Source organism: Streptomyces celluloflavus, assembly GCA_000720995.1.
GTDB lineage: Bacteria > Actinomycetota > Actinomycetes > Streptomycetales > Streptomycetaceae > Streptomyces > Streptomyces celluloflavus.
The window spans coordinates 108,238-126,633 of sequence record JOEL01000003.1 but is presented as its reverse complement, the minus strand read 5'-3'; the positions used below and the strand labels follow the sequence as shown (position 1 = coordinate 126,633).

Below are 18,396 nucleotides of genomic sequence, written 5' to 3'. Positions count from 1 at the left end.
GACGGGCCACGGACGCGACCCGGCACAGGTAGTCGGCCGGACCTGCCTCCCGGTTCCCGGCACCCGGTACTTGGCCGACGTCATGTCACGGACCGCGCGACGGCCGGACGGTGCCGGTGGCCGACCGGGAACCGCCGCCCCGCACCGGGGCAGCTACCGGGGACGTACGCGGACGTACCGGCCGCTCCCGCGGACCGCGACCACCGGCCCGCTCTTGGCCATGTACCCGACACGGGGTACCGTCGGTCCGATATCGACGAGGGTGTGGCGGAAGCCGGTGGAAATCCGGCACGGTCGCGCCACTGTGAGCGAGACGGCGAGCCCCCCGGGCGGGCCGTCACGTGAGTCAGACACGCCGCCCTCGTCCTGTGCACCACCGAGATGGGACGCGAACTCCCAGAGGAGGCCCTGCCATGGCGCAGCATGTCGCCCAGCCGACTGCCACCACCCCCGTCGTACCCGCCAAGCTGCCGCTGACAGCGATTGCCCCCTGGGCGGTCTTCTTCGGCATCCTGATGCTCGTCCTGCTGTACTTCGTCGGCGCCGAGCAGGGCGCCACCTCCGTGATCAGCGGTGCGGACGTCCACGAATGGGTACACGACGGACGCCACCTGCTCGGCTTCCCCTGCCACTGACGCGAGGGATGCCGCATACCCATGAACTCCGCAACGGTAAGAAACCTGCTCGTGCGGGGCATGCTCGCCGGTCTCACGGCCGGTGTGCTCGCCCTGATCGTCGCCTACTTCCTCGGTGAGCCGAACGTCGACGGCGCCATCGGCTTCGAGGAGGCCCACGCCCCGGCACATGAGCACGAGGTCGAGCTCGTCTCCCGCGGCCTCCAGTCCACCGCCGGTCTCGCCACCGGTGTCCTGGTCTACGGTGTCGCGTTCGGCGGCATCGCCGCGCTCGCCTACTGCTTCGCGCTCGGCCGCGTCGGCCGCCTCACCCCGCGGGCCACCGCACTGCTGCTGTCCGGCTGTGCGCTGCTCGCGGTGTACGTCGTGCCGTTCCTGAAGTACCCGGCCAACCCGCCGTCGGTCGGCGAGCCCGACACCATCGGCAAGCGCACGACCCTGTACTTCCTGATGATGCTGCTCAGCGTGCTCCTGGCGATCGCCGCCACCCTCCTGGGCAAGCGGCTCGCCCCCCACCTGGGCACCTGGTACGCCACGGTCGTCGCGGTGGCGGCCTTCGCCCTCGTGATCGGTCTGGCGTACGCCCTCCTGCCCGTCATCAACGAGGTGCCGCAGAACTTCCCCGCGACCCTGCTGTGGCGGTTCCGCCTCTCCGCCCTCGCCATACAGATCACCCTGTGGGGCGGTTTCGGCCTCGCCTTCGGCGAACTCGCCGAGCGGCTACTGGCCCCCGAGCCCGCGACGGCGCCCCCGGGAACGGCGGTCGCCGCCTCGGACTGAACGACCCGAAGCCACCGGGGAGAGGGCCCGCGGAACGATCCGGGGGCCCTCTCGCATTCTCGGCCGACACCGTCGCGGAGGCACGGCCGGAGCGCACGATGCGCCCCGGCCTCGCCCCCGCATCACGCGCGGTCAGTACGTCAACAGCTCACACTTCACATCTCACAGCTCACCGCGGATCGTGCGCGCCGCGGCGACCAGGTTCTCCAGCGAGGCGCGCGTCTCGGGCCAGCCACGGGTCTTGAGGCCGCAGTCGGGGTTGACCCACAGCCGTTCCGCCGGGAGGGCTTCAAGTCCGGTGCGCAGCAGGGCGGTGGCCTCCTCGGCGCTCGGCACGCGCGGGGAGTGGATGTCGTACACGCCGGGGCCGGCCTCCCGCGGGTAGCCATGGGCCGCCAGCTCCCGGGCGACCTGCATATGGGACCGGGCGGCCTCCAGGCTGATGACATCGGCGTCCAGATCGTCGATGGCCTCGACGATGTCGCCGAACTCCGCGTAGCACATATGGGTGTGGATCTGGGTGGCCGGACGCACCCCGCCGGTGGTGAGCCGGAAGGCTTCCGTGGCCCACCCCAGATAGGCGGGCCGGTCGGCGGTGCGCAGCGGCAGGGTTTCGCGCAGGGCGGGCTCGTCCACCTGGATGACCGAAGTCCCCGCCGCCTCCAGGTCGTTGACCTCGTCGCGCAGCGCGAGGGCGACCTGGCGGGCGGTATCGGCGAGGGGCTGGTCATCGCGGACGAAGGACCAGGCGAGCATGGTGACGGGGCCCGTCAGCATGCCCTTGACCGGGCGGTCGGTGAGGGACTGGGCGTACGTCGTCCAGCGCACCGTCATCGGCGCGGGGCGCGAGATGTCCCCGGCGAGGATCGGCGGCCGCACGTAGCGGGTGCCGTACGACTGGACCCAGCCGTGCTGGGTGGCGAGGTAGCCGGTGAGCTGTTCGGCGAAGTACTGGACCATGTCGTTGCGTTCGGCCTCGCCGTGTACCAGGACGTCCAGCCCGGCCTTCTCCTGGAAGGAGATCACCTCCCGGATCTCGCCCTTGATGCGCTCCTCGTACCCGGCGGTGTCGATGCGCCCGGCCCGCAGATCGCTGCGCGCGGTGCGCACTTCGGTGGTCTGCGGGAAGGAGCCGATGGTGGTGGTCGGCAGCAGCGGCAGGCCGAGGTGGGCGCGCTGGGCGGCGGTCCGCTCGGCGTACGGCTGGGAGCGGCGGGCGTCGGCCTCGGTGACGGCCGCCGTGCGGGCCCGCACCGCCGGGTCCACGGTGATCGGGGAGCCGGCCCGGGACGCCAGGTGGGCGCGGTTGGCCGACAGTTCGGCGGCGATCGCGCCGGTGCCGCGCGCGAGGCCGTTGGCGAGCGTGACGATCTCGTCGGTCTTCTGCCGGGCGAAGGCGAGCCAGCGCACGATCTGCGGTGCGATATCCCGCTCGGCGGTCGCGTCGAGCGGGACGTGCAGCAGGCTGCACGAGGCGGCCACGTCGACCCGGTCGGCGAGGCCCAGCAGCGTGCCGAGCACGGCCAGGGACTTCTCCAGGTCGTTGACCCAGATGTTGCGGCCGTTGACGACACCGGCGACCAGGCGCTTGCCGGGCAGCCCGCCGACGGCGGCGAGCGCGTCGAGGTTGGCGGCGGCGGCCTCCGTGAAGTCCATCGCGAGCCCCTCGACCGGCGCCTTGGCCAGTACGGGCAGCGCGTCGCCGAGCCGGTCGAAGTAGGAGGCGACCAGCAGCTTCGGGCGGTCGGTGAGTGCGCCGAGGTAACGGTAGGCGCGCTCGGTGGCGTCCAGTTCGGCCGGGGTGCGGTCCTGGACGAGGGCGGGTTCGTCGAGTTGCGCCCACTCGGCGCCCGCGGCGCGCAGGTCGGCGAGGACCTCGGCGTACACGGGCAGCAGCCGGTCGAGGAGGGTGAGCGGGTCGAAGTCGGCGGCCACACCGGGCGCGGGCTTGGCGAGCAGCAGGTAGGTGACGGGTCCGACGAGGACGGGCCGCGCGCTCAAGCCCAGGGCGAGGGCCTCCTTGAACTCGGTCACCTGCTTGGACGAGTCGGCCGCGAACACCGTGTCCGGCCCCAACTCCGGCACCAGATAGTGGTAGTTGGTGTCGAACCACTTGGTCATCTCCAGCGGCGCCACGTCCTGGGTGCCGCGGGCCATCGCGAAGTAGCCGTCCAGCGCGTCCGTGCCGACGGCGGCGCGGTGCCGCTCGGGGATCGCGCCGACCATGACGGTGGTGTCGAGGACGTGGTCGTAGTACGAGAAGTCGCCGGTCGGCACCTCGTGGACGCCGGCCTCGGCGAGCTGCTGCCAGTTGGCGCCGCGCAGTCCGGCGGCGGTGGCCTCCAGGGCGTCGGCGGTGACGCGGCCCTTCCAATAGCCTTCGATCGCCTTCTTCAGTTCCCGGTTCCGACCTTGGCGGGGGTAGCCGTACACGGTGGCCCGTGCTGCCGCGGCTGCGGGCTTGGTGGTCACGGAGATCTCCTTCGCGAGATGAATCCCTGAGATCCCGGAGACGGGGACGAGAGCGCGAAGGGGTGACAGACCGGGCGATACGACCTCGCGCGGCATGGCACGGTCGTCCGCCTGATATGTACGCCGACCCGCCCACGAGGTCACCGGGATGTCCGCGCACGAGGTGTTCGCACACGGGCAGCGGGCAGGTCTTCGGACTCGCGGGCACGTCCTCCCGAGGAGGACATCTACTGGCCGTCGCTTCCCAGGCCCGGACGGGCCCAGTGCGTGGTGACGGCGGTCGTTCCCACTCACCGCTGCGGGGCAGTCCCGGATTCCCACCGGGTTCCCTCTTACGACGCGTCCCGCCTGGCGGACGGGGCGAACCAGCTGCACCTGCCAGCCTACGTGGCCGTGCGCGGGTGCGTACGGCCACGTCCAGCATGCGGATGGTGAGGTGAGACACGCGGCCGCCAGGCGTGAAACGGGCCGCGAGCGGGAAACGCCGCACCCGCCGCGCCCCGGTGAGGAGGCCCCGGTACCCCCGACAGGCCGCGCCGTCCGGGCCGCTCCGCCCGGTGGGGCGAGGCCCCTCAACTCCGGTCGCTCCTGGGGGCCCCGGTCGGCCGGGGCCCGCGACGGACCTCGGCGCGGCCGGCCGTCGACGCGTGGCCCACGGGCGCCGCTGCCGCAGGAGCGGCGTTTCCCACCAGCCGGTGATGCACTTGCAGGCCCTGTGGCGGGCGGTGCCGGAGCCTTCCGTAGCCGACGTCAAGTCGGTGGCGGCCGACGGAAGTTCGTAGCCGTGGTCATGAGTGGTGTGGGCGTGCGGCTTGCTGTCGCGAGCCGGGGCTGTACGCGCGGTCCGAGCCGGGGCGAGCCGGAACGCAGGCGGGTGGCGGCCGTGATGTGCGTGGTGTCGGTGCGCCCGTGCCGGCGGACGTGGGCGGCGCGGCATCTGGCGGGCCGGGTGTGGTCGGGCCGGGACCGGATCCCATCGGCGGGCCGGTCCCGGGCCTGGCTATTCGGTGATCCGGATGGCGCCGGACGGGCAGAGGACGCCGGCCTCACGCGCGGCGGGCCGGCTGTCGTCGTCGGGGTCGGACTTGAGCACCGTGACCAGGCCGTCGTCGTCCTGGTCGAAGATCTCGGGTGCGGTCAGGGCGCAGAGGCCGGCGCCCACGCAGACATTCCGGTCGGCGGTCACTCGCATGGCCACTCCTTTCTCCGGGGTCACCAGGTGACCGGGAGTTCGTTGACGCCCTGGATCGTCGTGCCCGGTCGCAGCGTCAGCTGCTCGACGGGGACGGCCAGACGCAACGTCGGAATGCGGTCGAACAACGCGGTGATGATCACCTCAAGCTCCAGACGGGCCAGGTTCTGGCCGAGGCACTGGTGTACTCCGTAGCCGAAGGCGAGGTGGTGGCGGGCCGAGCGGTGCACGTCGAAGGTGTCCGGGTCCTCGAACACCGAACCGTCGCGGTTGGCGATGGAGTTGGTGATGATCACGCCCTCACCGGCCCGGATGAGCTGCCCGTCGATTTCGATGTCGGCCGTGGCGATGCGGCCGCCCGCGAGGTCGGCGATGGCGAGGTAGCGCAGCAACTCCTCGACGGCGCCGGGTACGAGGCCGGGGTCGGCGCGCAGCATGTCGTGCTGATCGGGGTGCTCCAGCAGGGTGATCACGCTGAGCGAGGTCATCGAGGCCGTCGTCTCGTGGCCGGCGACGAGCAGCAGCAGCGCGGTCGAGATCAGTTCCTCGCGTTCGATCTCGCCGTTGGCCAGCTGCTCGGCGACCAGGCTGCCGAGCAGGCCCGGACCGGGCTCTGCCTGGAGCTTGGTGATCAGCCCGTCCATGTACTCCTCGAAGTCGTCGCGCGCGGCGACCGCACTCGCCACGTCCGTCGCCTGCACCAGCCGCCTGCTCGCGTCCTGGAAGAAGTCGTGGTCGGCGTAGGGCACGCCGAGCAGCCGGCAGATCACCATGGACGGCACCGGCAGCGCGAACCGGCTGACCAGGTCGGCGGGCGGACCCGCGGCGAGCAGTTCGTCGATGAAGCCGTGCACGATCCGCTCGATGTCCGTACGCATGCCCTTGATGCGCTTGACGGTGAACTCGCTGATCGTCATCCGCCGCTTGGCCTGGTGCTCCGGCGGATCCATGCCGATGAACGCCGGGCGCCGGTCCCGGAGGCCCTCGAAACGGGGCGAGGTGGCGGGGAAGTCGGCGTGGGTGCGGTCGGAGGAGAGCCGGGGGTCGGCCAGCAGCTTGCGCGCCGTCTCGTGCTTGGTCGCCACCCAGGCCGGACGACCGTCGTAGAGGGTCACCTTCCGTAACGAGCCCTGCTCGTCCCGGAGCCGGGCGTACCCGTCGGGCAGCTGGTACGGGCAGGTGCGGTCGCTCGGGAAGGCGGGGGCGTCCTGCGTCTGGGGCGTCGTCGCGGTCACGGTCATCGGTCCCCTCGAAGTCTCGCATTTAAAGAACGGTGAGTTCTCTAATTCAGAGGCTAGGGTGTTCCCACAAGGAGCGCAAGGCCCCCTCGGCAAACTCTCAGGAGTCACGCTGTCACCGAACGTCGACCAGACCGTCGAAGCGGCCGTTGACCACCGCAAAGGTCCCCGCCGCCGCGGTGAAGAGCTGGAAAGCGCCATCCTGACGGCGGCGCTGGAGGAACTCACCGAAGTGGGTTATGCCGCGCTGACCATGGAACGGGTGGCCACCCGGGCCCGCACCAGCAAGGCCGCCCTCTACCGCCGCTGGCCCGGCCGCGCCGAACTGGTCGTGGACGCGTGCAAGCTGCATCGCGTCGCCGACATCGACCTCCCCGACACCGGTGCGCTCCGCACGGACATGATCGCCCTCCTGCGGCAGGTCGCCGCGAAGATGACCAGCCCGTTCGGCGGCATCCTGCGTGGCCTGCTCGCCGAGATGACGCGCGATCCCGACTTCGCCAGGCTGATCCGGGAACAGGTCCACACCGCCGGTCCCGCGACGATCCGCGTCATCCTGGAGCGGGCCGTCGAGCGCGGCGAGGTCGAGCGCCGGATCCTGGATTCCCGACGGGCCACGGTCGCGACCGACCTGCTGCGCAACGAGTTCCTGATGTTCGGCGCGCCCATCGAGGACGAGACCATCACCGAAATCATCGACGATGTATACCTGCCACTGGTCCTGAGCCCGGCCTCGAAGACCGCGAGCACTGCGGATTCCGGCGGCGGTGCCGAGTAGCGGCCTGTTCGGTGCGGCAGGGCGCTTTTGACGCCGCTGCGGCGCGGGGGGCGGGCTCAGTGCCCCGCCCGCCAGGTCGTGGACGACACCGTGGGGTGGGCGACAGCGCGGCATGCTCGGCGGGTGGCACCGGCCGTCTGTCCGCTGACGATCGGTCGGAACGGCGGCACCTCGACGCCTGGTCCCGGCTCGTCACGGCCGCCTTCGCAGCGCCACTTCAGCACGATCCGAGATCTCTGAGCGAGGGTCAGAGCCAGAGCCTGTGCCGTCGTGCATCGATGCATCCAGCCGTCAAGGGCAGCCCGCCAGGCATCGGTTGCCGACAACGGCGGAGACTTTCGGCCAAGGCGACTGGTCCATCACCCCCGACGCAGCTCCGACTTGGCAGACCGGGTGCCGTCGACCTCCGTCACGGTCAACCGGTGCGCCGCCGGATACGCGATGTCCACGTCCGGGTACCACGCCGCCAGAATCTGCGCGGAAGGCGTGAACAGCGGGCTGGGCAGGCCGGTGGGGGAGTGCCACTCCCATGCGCTGACGAGATCGGGCTCCGCCGCGTACGGCACGCCGCCGTAAGTGGTGAGGGCCGAAGCCATGGTGATGCGGTTCAGGCCGTGGACCGCATCGTGCAGCATCGCGAACACACGGATATCGGCCGGCTCGGCGCGCAGCCCGGTCTCTTCGGCCAACTCCCTTGCTGCGGCGACCTGCACGCTCTCACCCGGCTCGATCTTGCCGCCGGGTAGCTCCCAGGTCCCGGCCCGGTGCCGCCCGAGCAGTACGCGGCCGTCCTCGTCCAGAACGATGACGCCGACGCCGAACGCGGCCTGTGCGCGCGGTGGCCGATCGCCGCGCTGCCGGCTGGTGACCGTACGATCCCTCATGCCCGTACCCCGCTCCGCATCTCAGACGACGGCCCGGTCGTGAGCATCGGCCGCGCGAGGCTGGCTCAAACGGACCGGATCCGGCCGCTACCTGCCGCAGCCCTTGAATTGGGGAGGCTGCTGTGAATCTCGCCGGCCCGCCGCGACACCGCCGGCGAGATCATGTGCGCCCGCTACGAGCACCTGTGCGCGCGGCTGCGGGGGCTGGAGTTGGGCGCGGTGACGGTGATCTCTCCGCGACGACCACCGCCCCGAGCAGCGTGAGTACCCCAATGGTCGATCACACCACCGCACTCACCGGCAACTCCATGGTGAATCTCGCTCCATGGTCATGGGCCGGAGAGCTCAGATGTGGTCAACCGGTCAGTGACCGGCGCGGATGACCTTCTTCCCGTCCTGGGTGAGCGGGATCGGGATCGACTGGGGGGCGTTGCGCTGCTCTCCGCCGTCGAGATCCTTCTGGACGACGTTCACGTTGAGGGCCACTCCCTGGCCCCCACCGAACTTTCCGCTCGCGAAGGCGTCCACGCCGTCCGCGGTGATCTCGTAACCGGTGGTGTCGACGATCGAGTGGGTGCGGCAGTCGCGGAACACCTCCTCGATGGGGACGAACCACAGCCAGTGGTAGTCACCGTCGTGATTGAGATCCACCTTCTCCTCGAACCAGATCGCCACGCTTCCCGTCATACCGGCGGTGGCCGTCCAGTCGATGTCGTACGTCTGGGTGCCGACCACGAGCGACGCCTCGATGAACGACTTCGGCGGAATCCTGAGCGGGAGGTCGACGCTCCAGTTCTGTGTCTCCTTGTGCGTGAACTCCTGCGTCGAGGAGAGGTTCGTCTCGATCGAGGTGGTCTCACTGACCTTCGCCACCGTGGGGATCTCCGCCGAGACTTCCATGGTGACGCCGATCTTCAGCGATTCCGTCACCGAGATCCGCAGATCCTGCTCGGTCGTCCTGCTCTGCTTGTACGTGACGACCTGCTCCACCGTCGAACCGTTGCGGTAGTTGGTGGTCACCGAGCTGACCTGGCCCGGTATGGGCGAGGGCGCGCTGGGGTCGTAGGTGATACCGCTGTACTTCGCAACCACCTGGTACTTGCGGTAATCGCCGAGCGCGCTCTGCCGGCCGTAGTCCGTGGACGCGGTGAAGCGGCAGCCGTTGGAGCGGGGGAACCGCTCCCTGGCCATCCACTTCCCCCACTCGTCCGTTATTTCCTGGAGCGGACGGGCGGCCACCTTGCGCTTCGGGGCGCTCTGTGGGGCACTCGGCTGACCGGAGGCTGCCGCCGCGGTACCGGCAGTGGCGAGGGAAGCGGGGACGGCCGCGGCGAGGCCGACAGCGGGAGCGAAGGCGAGAACGCGCCGTCTGGAGACATGACTCATGGAGGTCCCAATCCGGTATGAGGCGGCACGGGTGAATCGTCGTGGTGAGCTATGCAATCGGCGATCTTTCGCAGCGCATAGGGACTTTGGTCCCGAACCACCGAATCACCCGGAACTGCACGGATTTCCCCCCGGCGCGGGGCGCTGATCGTTGCGGGAGATCATCCGTCACCGCGTCACCGCGTCACCGCGTCACCGCGTCACCGCGTCCTGGTGGTGCGTCACTGCCAGCGGCGCCCGAGCCTTCGCCGTCGCGTGACGCGGGTGCATCCGCAGCGTGGTCGGTACTGCTCCGCTCCCGAGTATCCGCTGGCCGGTGAGTGTCCAGAGCAGCGGTGTCGCACGAGGCGGCTCCCCCTCCTGGCGCGGACGACGCCCCGTCAGGGCCGGAGCCACGGTCGGAGCTGGAGTCCGGAGTCCGGAGTCGGAGCCAGCGTGGGAACAGGCGTCAGCGCCCCCGTGCCGCCGGTGCGAACGGAATGCCGGAGAGCATCCCGCGCCGCCCCACTATCAACGACTCCCCGAGGAAGCTCACGCCGACGGAGAGCGGTATCGGGCGGGCGCTCTCGTGCATGCCCATCTTCATCGCGAGGAAGTTGAAGCCCGCCATGGTCACGAGACTGCCGACCATGACGAGGAAGGTGCGCCCGGTATAGCGCTGCCACAGAGCCCCGTTCCGGTGGGTGAGTTCGATGCTCGTGCCTCGTAGCGCCCCGAGGGCGATACCCAGTACGGAGCCCGTGACGGCCCACGCGCAGTCGGTGCCGGTCACCCCCGTCATCTTGACCAGGGACAGGACGCCGATACCGGTGAGGATCACTGGTGCTCCGAACAGCTCCCGTACGTTGACCGGTTCACCGATCCGCCGCTTGATCACAACAGCGACCACGAGCACCACGATGATCGCCGTCAGCAGCCAGGGATTCACGCACGTACCACCTATCCAGACGTTGTCACACCTCGCCGTAAATCCTTTATGGCGTGGGCGAGCTAAAAAGATATTAGCTCGGTCGTGCTATAACGACAACATGCCGAAGATTGTCGACCCCGAAGCCCGCCGCCGCGCCGTGGCGCAAGCCGTCCTGGCCGTCGTCGCCCGGCACGGTCTGGAACACGCCTCGCTCCGCAACGTCGCCGAGGAGGCCGGCCTCGCCATCGGCTCGGTCCGCCACTACTTCGCGGACCACGACGAGCTGATGACCTTCACCATGCGGGAGCTGAGCAAGCGCATCGGCGATCGTCTGCGCGCGCACGCCGATCGGCTCCTCGCCCCTGACGGCGACACCGACCGCCGCGCGGCTACAGAGGAACTCCTGGCCGAGTTCCTCCCCCTCGACGAGGCCCGCCGGGAGGAGGCGGTCCTCTGGATCGCCTTCACCGCCGCGACCCACACCCGCGCCGAACTGCGGCCCTACGCGGCCGAAATGCAGCAGGAGATGCGCGCCCTCGTCGCCCGCGTGCTCTCCGAGGCCCAGAGCTCGGGCGGACTGCCGGCCGACTTGGATCTGGATCTGGAGAGCGAGCGCCTGACCGCCCTGCTCGACGGCCTCACCCTGCGAGCGGCACTCCTCCCGGACCCCGTGCCGCCGGAGCGGCTGCGCCAGGTGCTCCGACGGCACTTGGACGCCCTGAAGTCCGGCGGATAGCCGTCGTCGACGGGGGAGACGTACCGGCGCGGGTGTCGGTGGCATGAGTCGACTGCCCCTCAGCGCACTCCAGCACGATCCGCGACCGTTGAGCTGGGGCTGGGGCTGGGGCTGGGGCTGGGGCCTGTCACGCCCCTTGATGTCATCGCTGTCGCCGGTCTGTGGGCTCAACTCATGGGCGTCCTCTGCGACGCGCGGTTCGGCGCGGCGGGCGGGGACATCGGCAGCCATGTGAGCCGTCACCTCGGGCTCGCCCCCCCCGACCGGGTCGTCGCCGAGTACCGTACGGACGCGGGCCTGCCCCTCTTCACCGGCGATCCGGCGATCCGGCGATCCGGTGGACGTCGGCCCGAGGGGCGTGCCTGGCTGGAGGGCGCTGCGGCCTGGGACGGGAATGAGGGCGCCTATGCCGCCCGCCATGCATCGCACGAGGCCCCAGACCGCCGCTTTCGGGCTCACCGATTCGCCGGTCGGTCTCGCCGCGTGGATCGTCGAGAAACTCCGAGCATGGAGCGACTGCGATGGCAACTGCGACTGCGATGGCGACGCCGAGCGGAGCTTCACGAAGGACGAGCCCCTCACGAACCTCACGCTCTACCGGCTCACGGGGACGATCGGCTCGTCGATGCGCAGGTACCACGTCAACGCCGCGATCTCTCCCGCGCAGCAGGTCCGCCGGGTCGAGGTGCCGTCCGGCTTCTCGCTCTTCCCCGGCGACATCGTCCGCCCGCCGCGGGCGTGGCTCGAACGCACGGCGAACGTCGTGCGCGTGACCGAGCCCGCGCGCGGCGGACGCTTCGCGCCGTTCGAGGAGCCCGAGCCCTACGCGGGGAGGAGCTGCGGGCGTTCTTCCGCCCCTATCGGACGGCCGCGACGGGTTGAGGGCGCCACCGCGTACGGGAGCGGCCGACAGCGACGCCGGACGGGTTTCGCAGAGTCCACAGACACGTAATCATCCATACGTGATCGACCACGTTCCACCGTGATCGTGGATGACGCCTACCGGGGAACCGGCCTGACTATGCCGCACCGCCGCGAGAAAGATCAGGCCCGGCACGGGAAAGGTCATTTACGGGCCTGCGCGTACTGGTCTCCCGTCTCAGCTGCCGGCGACAGCTCAAGGAAAACCGGCCGTGTCTCATTTTCGGGCTCTACGCCTTCAAAAACGCCAGGATGTCGGGATTGAGGATATCCGGATGGGTCGACAACATGCCGTGGGGAAGCCCCTCGTAGCTCTTGAGGGTGCTGTGCTTCAGGAGTTTGGCCGACAATGGCGCCGAATCCGGATACGGCACGATCTGATCGTCGGTGCCGTGGGCGACGAGGACCGGTACGTCGATCTTTCTGAGGTCCTCATTGAAGTCGGTCTCGGAGAACGCCTTGATGCATTCGTAGTGGGCATTGGCCGCACCCCTCATCCCCTGCCGCCACCAGTTGTCGATCAGCCCCTGCAAGACTTTCGCACCGGGCCGGTTGAAGCCGTAGAACGGACCCGTCGGTACGTCGATGTAGAACTGCGAGCGATTGGCGGCGAGGGCCGTGCGCATCTCATCGAAGGCTTCGATCGGCAGGCCACCGGGATTGGTGGCCGACTTGACCATGATCGGGGGCACCGCGCTGACGAGCACCGCCTTCCCGACACGGCCGGGCTTGGCGTGCGCCACATAGCGCGTGACCTCACCGCCGCCGGTCGAATGCCCGATGTGGAAGGCTCCTTGCAGATCGAGCTCGTCGGTCAGCGCAGCCACATCGGCGGCATAGGTGTCCATCTCATGACCGGTCGCGGTCTGGGTGGAGCGCCCGTGGCCACGTCGATCGTGGGCGATCACCCGGTAGCCATGCGCAAGGAAGAACAACATCTGGTTGTCCCAGTCGTCTGCACTGAGTGGCCAGCCATGGTGGAAGACGATCGGCTGGGCGTCGCGCGGACCCCAGTCCTTGTAGAAGATGCTTGTGCCGTCGCTGGTGGTGACCGTGCTCATTGCTGATCCTTCCGCGTGGAGGGCTGAAGCGGTTGGGGCGCGCGACATTTGTTCAGTCGCAGCGAAGCAGACAGGGGCCGTAGGGCGAGGCCGTCAATCCCGCGTTCCGGAGGCTGTGGGCCGATCCCATCGCCGGCCACGATACGCCCAAGTCCGGAATGGCTCATCTCCTGCCGTCTATGAACCGTCGGCTTTTCGAGTGGTTCAGGAATAATTTCCGATAGCTGATTGCCTGCGTCTTGGGTGATGTCATTTTCAATTGTGGCCTCAAGTCGTTCGGATGTCTCGAATTCGTCTCCTGGCTCCGCCTTCAGGTCCGGCCTGAGTCCAGGCAGTCCGGCAATGGGCGAACCGGACGGTGATCTGAGCCCCGGTCTCTGAGCCCTGGTCGAGGCTGCGGCCGTCTCAGCCGCGTCGGCATCGGGCGGCACGGTCTCGGAACGGTTGCCGTTGCGGGAGTTGCCACCGTTCCGGCTCGCCGGGTCGCGCTCGTCGGAGCCGAGGTGATCGGTGCTCTCGCCTTCGAGCACGGACTCCCGCGGTCGCTCGATCAGCCGCTGCGGCAGAGGGTCGCGTGACCCCGCGTCGCCGGACGCGCCTGGCCCTGTCGTCCGGGTCACCGGGGAAGTCCTGCGCGTTGCCGCCCACGAGGACGAGGCGTTGGCGACCGACCGACCGACCGACCGACCGACCGACCGACCGACCGACCCGCCCCGTACCAGAGGCCAAGGCGGGCCCAGCAGATACATTTCACCAACTAGTACTTGTTTGCTACCTGGAGGACGGGTCATGGCCGAACGAACCCCGCATATCACCTTTCAGCACGGCCAGTCGTTTCTCGCTGCGATCGCGGAGCGCTGGAACTACCAGATCCTGCGCGAGGTCTTCTTCGGCGTCCGGCGGTTCGGCGAACTCAAGCGCACCCTGGGGATCTCGGCGACCATGCTGACGACCCGGTTGAACGACCTCACCGAGCTGGGGCTGCTGGAGAAGCGGGCCTATCGGCCCGACAAGCCGTGGTACGAGTACCGGCTCACCGATGCGGCACGGGAGTTGGTCGTACCCGCCGTCGTGGCGATCACGCGCTGGGCGGAGAGCCGGTCGGCCGGTGCGGCGGTCGATTCCCGACCTCTCCTCCACACCACCTGCGGGAACGAGACCGAGCCCTATCTCGCGTGCAGCAGCTGCCACCAGCCCATTCTCGCCTCCGCCCTGGAGCCGCTGGCTGAGCGGCAGAGCGAGATGGAGAAGAGGTAGTACACATTTGCTACTAGTGGCGGTAGGCTACTAGTAGCGATGGGTGGAGGTCTTCCGTCAACCGCCCCCGAGGGGAGTGGTCATGGCGGCAGCGAAGTGGCTGGACGGCCTCACCGAGAAGCTGATCCCGACACCGTTCGGACTGATCAATGTGCGGGCGGGAGGTCGCGTCGACGGCCCCGCGATGGTCTGCCAGCCGAGCCCGATAACGGGCGGCGCCATGCGGCAGTACCAGTATGAGCACTTCGTCCCCACCCACCGCATGGTCCCCGCCGGCGTTCCCGTCCTCGTCATCGCGGGCGCGGAAGCCGGTCAATTCCCCGCGCACGCCGTACGGAAGATGGCCGACGCCACCAGAGGGATCACCTTCCGGGTGCTGCCGCGCACCGGCCGCCTCGCCGCCCCCGAGGACCCGGGCGAGGCCCCTGCCGAAGTTGACGCCTACCTCGCCGGCCTGTCCGCCGTGGCAGCCTGAAAGAGAGCGGAGCGATGACACCGACCCCCACCGCGACCAGCGCCGCACCGCCCACTTGGGTGCTCCAGATCATGCACGAGATCGACACGCTCGCCTTCGGCGAGGGATTCGCCCGCATGACCGACGAGACCGAGATGTACTTCGGCACCGCGCACGTGGTCGGCGTCGAGGCCATCAAGGCATTCTTCGTGAAGATCGACGAACCCCTCGACATCACCCACGAAGTCGTCGAGTACTGGACCGCAGCCCAAGGCGTCCACATCCTGCGCGGGGAAGCCACCATGGCGAAGAAGACCGCCCCCGACGCTGTCGTGCGCGCCCCGTTCATGCACATCTATCGTCTCGACGGCGCGGAGCCCGCGCGTATCAGGACCCTGCACATCACCGCCGGCCCGTTGCGAACCGACAGCGTCATATGAGAACCGTCGAGAGACGGGACGAAACCGCCTCGGATCCGGCCGGCCCGACGGGTTGAGGGGGCTGCCGCGGGGCTGTCCGCCCAACAGCGGTGGCGGGAGGGGTGCGGGGCCGCTGCGGGCAGTGCGTCCGGAGCGGCGTCCGCTGCGGCCGCAAAATCACCGCAGGTGCGATTCGGTCCCTGCCCCGCAACGACCGACAAGCCCGCTATACGTCACGGGCGATGGCGATGCAGCGTTCGAGTTCGCCGGGGATGTCGGGGCGGGTGGGCTGGTAGACGATCTCGGTGATCCGCCCCGTGCGTAGGCGCTGAGTCGGTCCCGGATGCGGTCCCGGATGTGGTCGGGGGTGCCGGAGAAGGCCGAGGTGGCCGCCTGACCCCGCCCCCGCGAACCGGCAGGCATCGCCCGTGGTCCCCGCAGCCTCGCGAGGCTACGGCTCGCCGCTGCCACCGGCGGCGAGGTGTTCGTCCGGCCAGCTGCCAAGTCACGCCGCTGGTCGATCACCACACGTCGAGGACTCCGAGCAGGCCGGCGGCAACATCATCCATGGCGCGAAATCCCTCACCAGCAAAGAGCCTTGACGTATGTTGATATGGATGGCCAGGCCACGTAGTGCGTGATCACGTGGTACGGCCGGAGAGGCCCGTGATCTGTCCCAACTCTTGATGGGGGAGTCTTGAGCACCTCGTTTCCCACCGGCGCCGAGCTGGCGGTGCTGAGCCAGAGCGGCCACACGCTGAGTTTCTTCGATCTGGCCTCCGGCCGCCGCAGCGACATCGTGCCCGTACTGCCCGAGGGGCACGAACTCTGCTTCGACCCCGTGCGGCGGCGCCTCTACGCGAGCCATACCTACCGATCGGGCCACTTCGCCGCGCATGACGAAAAGGGCCATGAGGTCAGCGTGATCGATGTCGACACCCACCAGGTCGTCGAGGTGATCGACCTCGCTCCGGAACACGGTCCGCACGCCCTCGCCCTTGATGCCGCGGCAGACCTGCTCTACGTGAGCGTCGAGGAGGGGCCGGCCCGTCCGGGTGGACTGGTCGCCATCGACCTGCGAACCAACGAAGTGGTGGCCCGGTACTCCGCCGACGCGCCGGTGCCGCACTGGGCGGTGCTGGCACCCGACGGCACGGCCGCCTACACCACCAACAAGAGCGCGCTCTTCGCGTCGAGGATCGACCTGACGGGCCGGACTCCCGTGCGACGTATCCCGGTCCCCGGCAGCGAGGGCCTCGCACTGTCTCCCAGGGGCGACCGGCTCTACATCGCCACGCCGACCGCTCTGTCTCCGCCCGACCCCACCGCACCACACGCCGTCAAGGTGATCGACACCACGACCCTCACCACCCTGGCCACGATCGCGCTGCCCGCGACACCGGGCCCGGCGCACGTCACCGGCACGGGCAAACTCCTGGTGGGCTGCTGGCCGCTGTCGGGCTCCCGCGCGAATCCGTTCGCGGAGGGCATCCTGTCGATCCTCGACGCCGAAACCTACCGGTACCTCGGCGAGTTGAACGTGGGCATTACCCCCATCAACATCATCTCCGCCGTCGAAGGGCACCTCGCGTTCGTTTCCCACCTCATCGCCGGCACCGTCACCGTGGTGGACCTCGACGCCCACACCCCGGTCACCACTCTCGAAGTGGACCTCGGCGACCCAGGCGGGGAGTTCTCGAAGAACACGCACAATCAAGGCGCTCACGGACTGGCCTACATTCCACCGAGAGCGGGCGTGTGATGTCGACACCCCCGCCGGACCCGCACTTCTGCGGATCCGGGGGGGCACCGGGCGGTATGGGGGCGGCGAACCGGGACGCCGCCCCGTCTTCGCCGGCGGATCGGGGCCGCCCGGCGCGCCGAGCGGCCGGTGCGGTCCGTGGCCGGGCGGAGCGGCCGCCCACCGCTGCCGCCCCGGGCGACCCGCGGGGGAGGTATGAGCGCGCGACGCCACCGGGCTTCGCGCCCGTGACCAGGACAGGAAGGTCCGCCACCATGAGCACTCCGAGCATCCTCATCTCCGGCGCCAGCATCGCGGGACCGACCCTCGCCTCCTGGCTCGGCGCCGCCGGCTGGGACGTCACCGTCATCGAACGCTTCGACCAGCTGCGCGACGAGGGCCAGAACATCGACATCCGCGGTACCGGCCGCGAAGTGCTCCGCCGGATGGGTCTCGAAGACGTCGTCCGCGCCGCGCACACCCACGAGACCGGCCTGGACTTCGTCGACGAGCGGGGCAGGCCGGTCGCGCGTATCGCCGCCGGCATCGACGACACCTCGGGCGGCACCGCCGAACTGGAGATCCTGCGCGGGCGACTCTCGCGCATCCTCCACGACCACTCGTCCGCCGACGCCGCATACGTCTTCGGTGACCAGATCACCGCGCTGCACGACGACGGGCACGGTGTGGACGTCGAGTTCCGCCACGGGCCGGCCCGCCGGTTCGACGCGGTGGTCATCGCCGAGGGGCTCCGTTCGCGCACCCGCTCGCTGGTGATACGGGACGTGCGCCTGCGCGAACTAGGCCTCTACAGCGCCTACTTCACGATCCCGCGCACCGACGCCGACGACAACCGGTGGCGGTGGCTGATCGCCGACCGCGGCCGTGGGGTGACCCTGCGGCCGGACGACGTCGGGACCATTCGGGCTTCGCTGAACATGCACAGCGCCACGCGCGGACTCGACCGCCTCGACCGCGCGGACATCGTCACGATTTTGCGCGCGACCTTCGCCGACATCGGCTGGGAAACCCCCCGGATCCTCGACGCCCTCGACGACAGCCCGCTGTACTTCGAATCGCTCGGTCAGGCTCGGCTCCCGCGCTGGAGCAGCGGCCGGATCGCCCTGCTCGGGGACACCGCCTACTGCGCCTCGCCGGTCAGCGGTATGGGGACGACCCTGGCCGTCACCGGCGCCTACGTTCTGGCGGGCGAGCTCACCCGCCACACCGATCCGCAGGCCGCGTTCGCCCGTTACGAGGCGGTCATGCGCCCGTTCGCCGAGCGGGCCCAGCAACTCCGGCCCGGGTTCCCCTACATGTTCTACCCCCGCACCCGACTGCAGCGCTCGCTGGTCTGGGCCGGACTACGGGCGGCCGCCAGCCCCCTGGCCAACCGGCTCGTAGGCGGCGCGGGAGCACTGTTCAGCCCGCCCGCGGAAGCGCTCGACCTGCCCGACCACGCCATGGCGTCACGGAACGGCGGGTGACCTGCGCGGGACGCGGCAGGTGGGTCGCCCCGGGTCGTCCCCACG

Annotated in this window: 18 protein-coding genes and 2 riboswitches; of the genes, 10 read left to right on the top strand and 8 right to left on the bottom strand. The window is 69.7% G+C overall.

The genetic code is table 11. From position 1 onward, the window contains the following. Positions 1–243 precede the first annotated feature (243 nt). Positions 244–377, top strand: a riboswitch (cobalamin riboswitch). Between the two features lie 36 nt (positions 378–413). Further along, positions 414–635 (top strand): CbtB domain-containing protein, encoded by a 222-nt coding sequence (locus IH09_RS04025; protein ID WP_052854044.1) that lies wholly within the window; start codon positions 414–416, stop codon positions 633–635. Between the two features lie 21 nt (positions 636–656). Next, a complete protein-coding gene (locus tag IH09_RS04020; protein ID WP_052854042.1) occupies positions 657–1,415 on the top strand; it encodes a CbtA family protein in 759 nt (252 codons plus the stop codon). Between the two features lie 162 nt (positions 1,416–1,577). On the opposite strand, the gene metE is transcribed toward IH09_RS04020, so the two are convergent. From metE to IH09_RS04005, 3 genes are all read right to left on the bottom strand, one after another. Then, positions 1,578–3,887, bottom strand: coding sequence for a 5-methyltetrahydropteroyltriglutamate--homocysteine S-methyltransferase (gene metE, locus IH09_RS04015; RefSeq protein ID WP_052854039.1), 2,310 nt, complete (start codon positions 3,885–3,887; stop codon positions 1,578–1,580). Between the two features lie 166 nt (positions 3,888–4,053). Next, positions 4,054–4,272, bottom strand: a riboswitch (cobalamin riboswitch). A 615-nt stretch (positions 4,273–4,887) separates the two neighbouring features. Continuing rightward, positions 4,888–5,079 carry a ferredoxin gene (locus IH09_RS04010; protein ID WP_052854036.1) on the bottom strand — a complete coding sequence of 64 codons (192 nt, stop codon included), beginning with the start codon at positions 5,077–5,079 and terminating at the stop codon, positions 4,888–4,890. 20 nt (positions 5,080–5,099) lie between these two features. Further along, a complete protein-coding gene (locus tag IH09_RS04005) occupies positions 5,100–6,320 on the bottom strand; it encodes a cytochrome P450 (RefSeq protein ID WP_052854035.1) in 1,221 nt (406 codons plus the stop codon). Between the two features lie 58 nt (positions 6,321–6,378). On the opposite strand from IH09_RS04005, the gene IH09_RS04000 reads away from it, so the two are divergent. Then, complete coding sequence (locus IH09_RS04000; RefSeq protein ID WP_244933815.1) at positions 6,379–7,095, top strand: TetR/AcrR family transcriptional regulator; 717 nt, start codon at positions 6,379–6,381, stop codon at positions 7,093–7,095. 359 nt (positions 7,096–7,454) lie between these two features. Here IH09_RS04000 and IH09_RS03995 read toward each other — a convergent pair whose 3' ends face one another. The 3 genes from IH09_RS03995 to IH09_RS03985 all read right to left on the bottom strand — a co-directional run bounded on the left by IH09_RS03995 (position 7,455) and on the right by IH09_RS03985 (position 10,293). After that, a complete protein-coding gene (locus IH09_RS03995) occupies positions 7,455–7,979 on the bottom strand; it encodes a nucleotide triphosphate diphosphatase NUDT15 (protein WP_052854033.1) in 525 nt (174 codons plus the stop codon). Between the two features lie 363 nt (positions 7,980–8,342). After that, positions 8,343–9,365: a cytotoxin leucocidin gene (locus IH09_RS03990; protein WP_052854031.1), complete on the bottom strand. Its 1,023-nt coding sequence runs from the start codon at positions 9,363–9,365 to the stop codon at positions 8,343–8,345. 448 nt (positions 9,366–9,813) lie between these two features. Further along, complete coding sequence (locus IH09_RS03985) at positions 9,814–10,293, bottom strand: hypothetical protein (protein WP_052854029.1); 480 nt, start codon at positions 10,291–10,293, stop codon at positions 9,814–9,816. A gap of 100 nt (positions 10,294–10,393) precedes the next feature. Between IH09_RS03985 and IH09_RS03980 the strand changes: the two genes are divergently transcribed. Then, positions 10,394–11,011, top strand: coding sequence for a TetR/AcrR family transcriptional regulator (locus IH09_RS03980; RefSeq protein ID WP_052854026.1), 618 nt, complete (start codon positions 10,394–10,396; stop codon positions 11,009–11,011). A gap of 418 nt (positions 11,012–11,429) precedes the next feature. Continuing rightward, on the top strand, positions 11,430–11,963 hold the full coding sequence (locus IH09_RS39620) for a hypothetical protein (protein WP_240150906.1): 534 nt from the start codon (positions 11,430–11,432) through the stop codon (positions 11,961–11,963). A gap of 199 nt (positions 11,964–12,162) precedes the next feature. Here IH09_RS39620 and IH09_RS03970 read toward each other — a convergent pair whose 3' ends face one another. After that, entirely contained in the window at positions 12,163–12,993 is an 831-nt protein-coding gene (locus tag IH09_RS03970) for an alpha/beta fold hydrolase (protein ID WP_052854024.1), read from the bottom strand. Next, positions 12,990–13,523, bottom strand: a complete 534-nt coding sequence (locus IH09_RS38785) for a hypothetical protein (protein WP_190233199.1) — start codon at positions 13,521–13,523, stop codon at positions 12,990–12,992. Before IH09_RS38785 ends, IH09_RS03970 begins: the two co-directional genes overlap by 4 nt. A gap of 259 nt (positions 13,524–13,782) precedes the next feature. Here IH09_RS38785 and IH09_RS03965 point away from each other — a divergent pair, with 259 nt between their 5' ends. From IH09_RS03965 to IH09_RS03945, 5 genes are all read left to right on the top strand, one after another. After that, positions 13,783–14,250 carry a winged helix-turn-helix transcriptional regulator gene (locus IH09_RS03965; protein WP_052854021.1) on the top strand — a complete coding sequence of 156 codons (468 nt, stop codon included), beginning with the start codon at positions 13,783–13,785 and terminating at the stop codon, positions 14,248–14,250. Positions 14,251–14,332: 82 nt separating this feature from the next. Continuing rightward, complete coding sequence (locus IH09_RS03960; RefSeq protein ID WP_052854019.1) at positions 14,333–14,725, top strand: alpha/beta fold hydrolase; 393 nt, start codon at positions 14,333–14,335, stop codon at positions 14,723–14,725. A 14-nt stretch (positions 14,726–14,739) separates the two neighbouring features. Beyond that, the gene (locus IH09_RS03955; RefSeq protein WP_052854017.1) at positions 14,740–15,144 is read left to right on the top strand and encodes a hypothetical protein; all 405 of its coding nucleotides are present in this window, start codon (positions 14,740–14,742) and stop codon (positions 15,142–15,144) included. Positions 15,145–15,820: 676 nt separating this feature from the next. Continuing rightward, positions 15,821–16,885 carry a YncE family protein gene (locus IH09_RS03950; protein ID WP_052854014.1) on the top strand — a complete coding sequence of 355 codons (1,065 nt, stop codon included), beginning with the start codon at positions 15,821–15,823 and terminating at the stop codon, positions 16,883–16,885. A 254-nt stretch (positions 16,886–17,139) separates the two neighbouring features. After that, positions 17,140–18,351 (top strand): FAD-dependent monooxygenase, encoded by a 1,212-nt coding sequence (locus tag IH09_RS03945; protein ID WP_052854012.1) that lies wholly within the window; start codon positions 17,140–17,142, stop codon positions 18,349–18,351. The last annotated feature ends 45 nt before the right edge of the window (positions 18,352–18,396 follow it).

Excerpts from the sequence above, each read along its gene's own strand:
- IH09_RS04005 (WP_052854035.1), bottom strand. The coding sequence starts at position 6,320 with ATGACCGTGACCGCGACGACGCCCCAGACGCAGGACGCCCCCGCCTTC.
- IH09_RS03965 (WP_052854021.1), top strand. The coding sequence starts at position 13,783 with ATGGCCGAACGAACCCCGCATATCACCTTTCAGCACGGCCAGTCGTTT.
- IH09_RS04020 (WP_052854042.1), top strand. The coding sequence starts at position 657 with ATGAACTCCGCAACGGTAAGAAACCTGCTCGTGCGGGGCATGCTCGCC.
- IH09_RS03945 (WP_052854012.1), top strand. The coding sequence starts at position 17,140 with ATGAGCACTCCGAGCATCCTCATCTCCGGCGCCAGCATCGCGGGACCG.
- IH09_RS39620 (WP_240150906.1), top strand. The coding sequence starts at position 11,430 with ATGCATCGCACGAGGCCCCAGACCGCCGCTTTCGGGCTCACCGATTCG.
- IH09_RS03990 (WP_052854031.1), bottom strand. The coding sequence starts at position 9,365 with ATGAGTCATGTCTCCAGACGGCGCGTTCTCGCCTTCGCTCCCGCTGTC.
- IH09_RS04025 (WP_052854044.1), top strand. The coding sequence starts at position 414 with ATGGCGCAGCATGTCGCCCAGCCGACTGCCACCACCCCCGTCGTACCC.
- IH09_RS03995 (WP_052854033.1), bottom strand. The coding sequence starts at position 7,979 with ATGAGGGATCGTACGGTCACCAGCCGGCAGCGCGGCGATCGGCCACCG.
- IH09_RS03970 (WP_052854024.1), bottom strand. The coding sequence starts at position 12,993 with ATGAGCACGGTCACCACCAGCGACGGCACAAGCATCTTCTACAAGGAC.
- IH09_RS03955 (WP_052854017.1), top strand. The coding sequence starts at position 14,740 with ATGACACCGACCCCCACCGCGACCAGCGCCGCACCGCCCACTTGGGTG.
- IH09_RS03980 (WP_052854026.1), top strand. The coding sequence starts at position 10,394 with ATGCCGAAGATTGTCGACCCCGAAGCCCGCCGCCGCGCCGTGGCGCAA.
- IH09_RS03960 (WP_052854019.1), top strand. The coding sequence starts at position 14,333 with ATGGCGGCAGCGAAGTGGCTGGACGGCCTCACCGAGAAGCTGATCCCG.
- IH09_RS04010 (WP_052854036.1), bottom strand. The coding sequence starts at position 5,079 with ATGCGAGTGACCGCCGACCGGAATGTCTGCGTGGGCGCCGGCCTCTGC.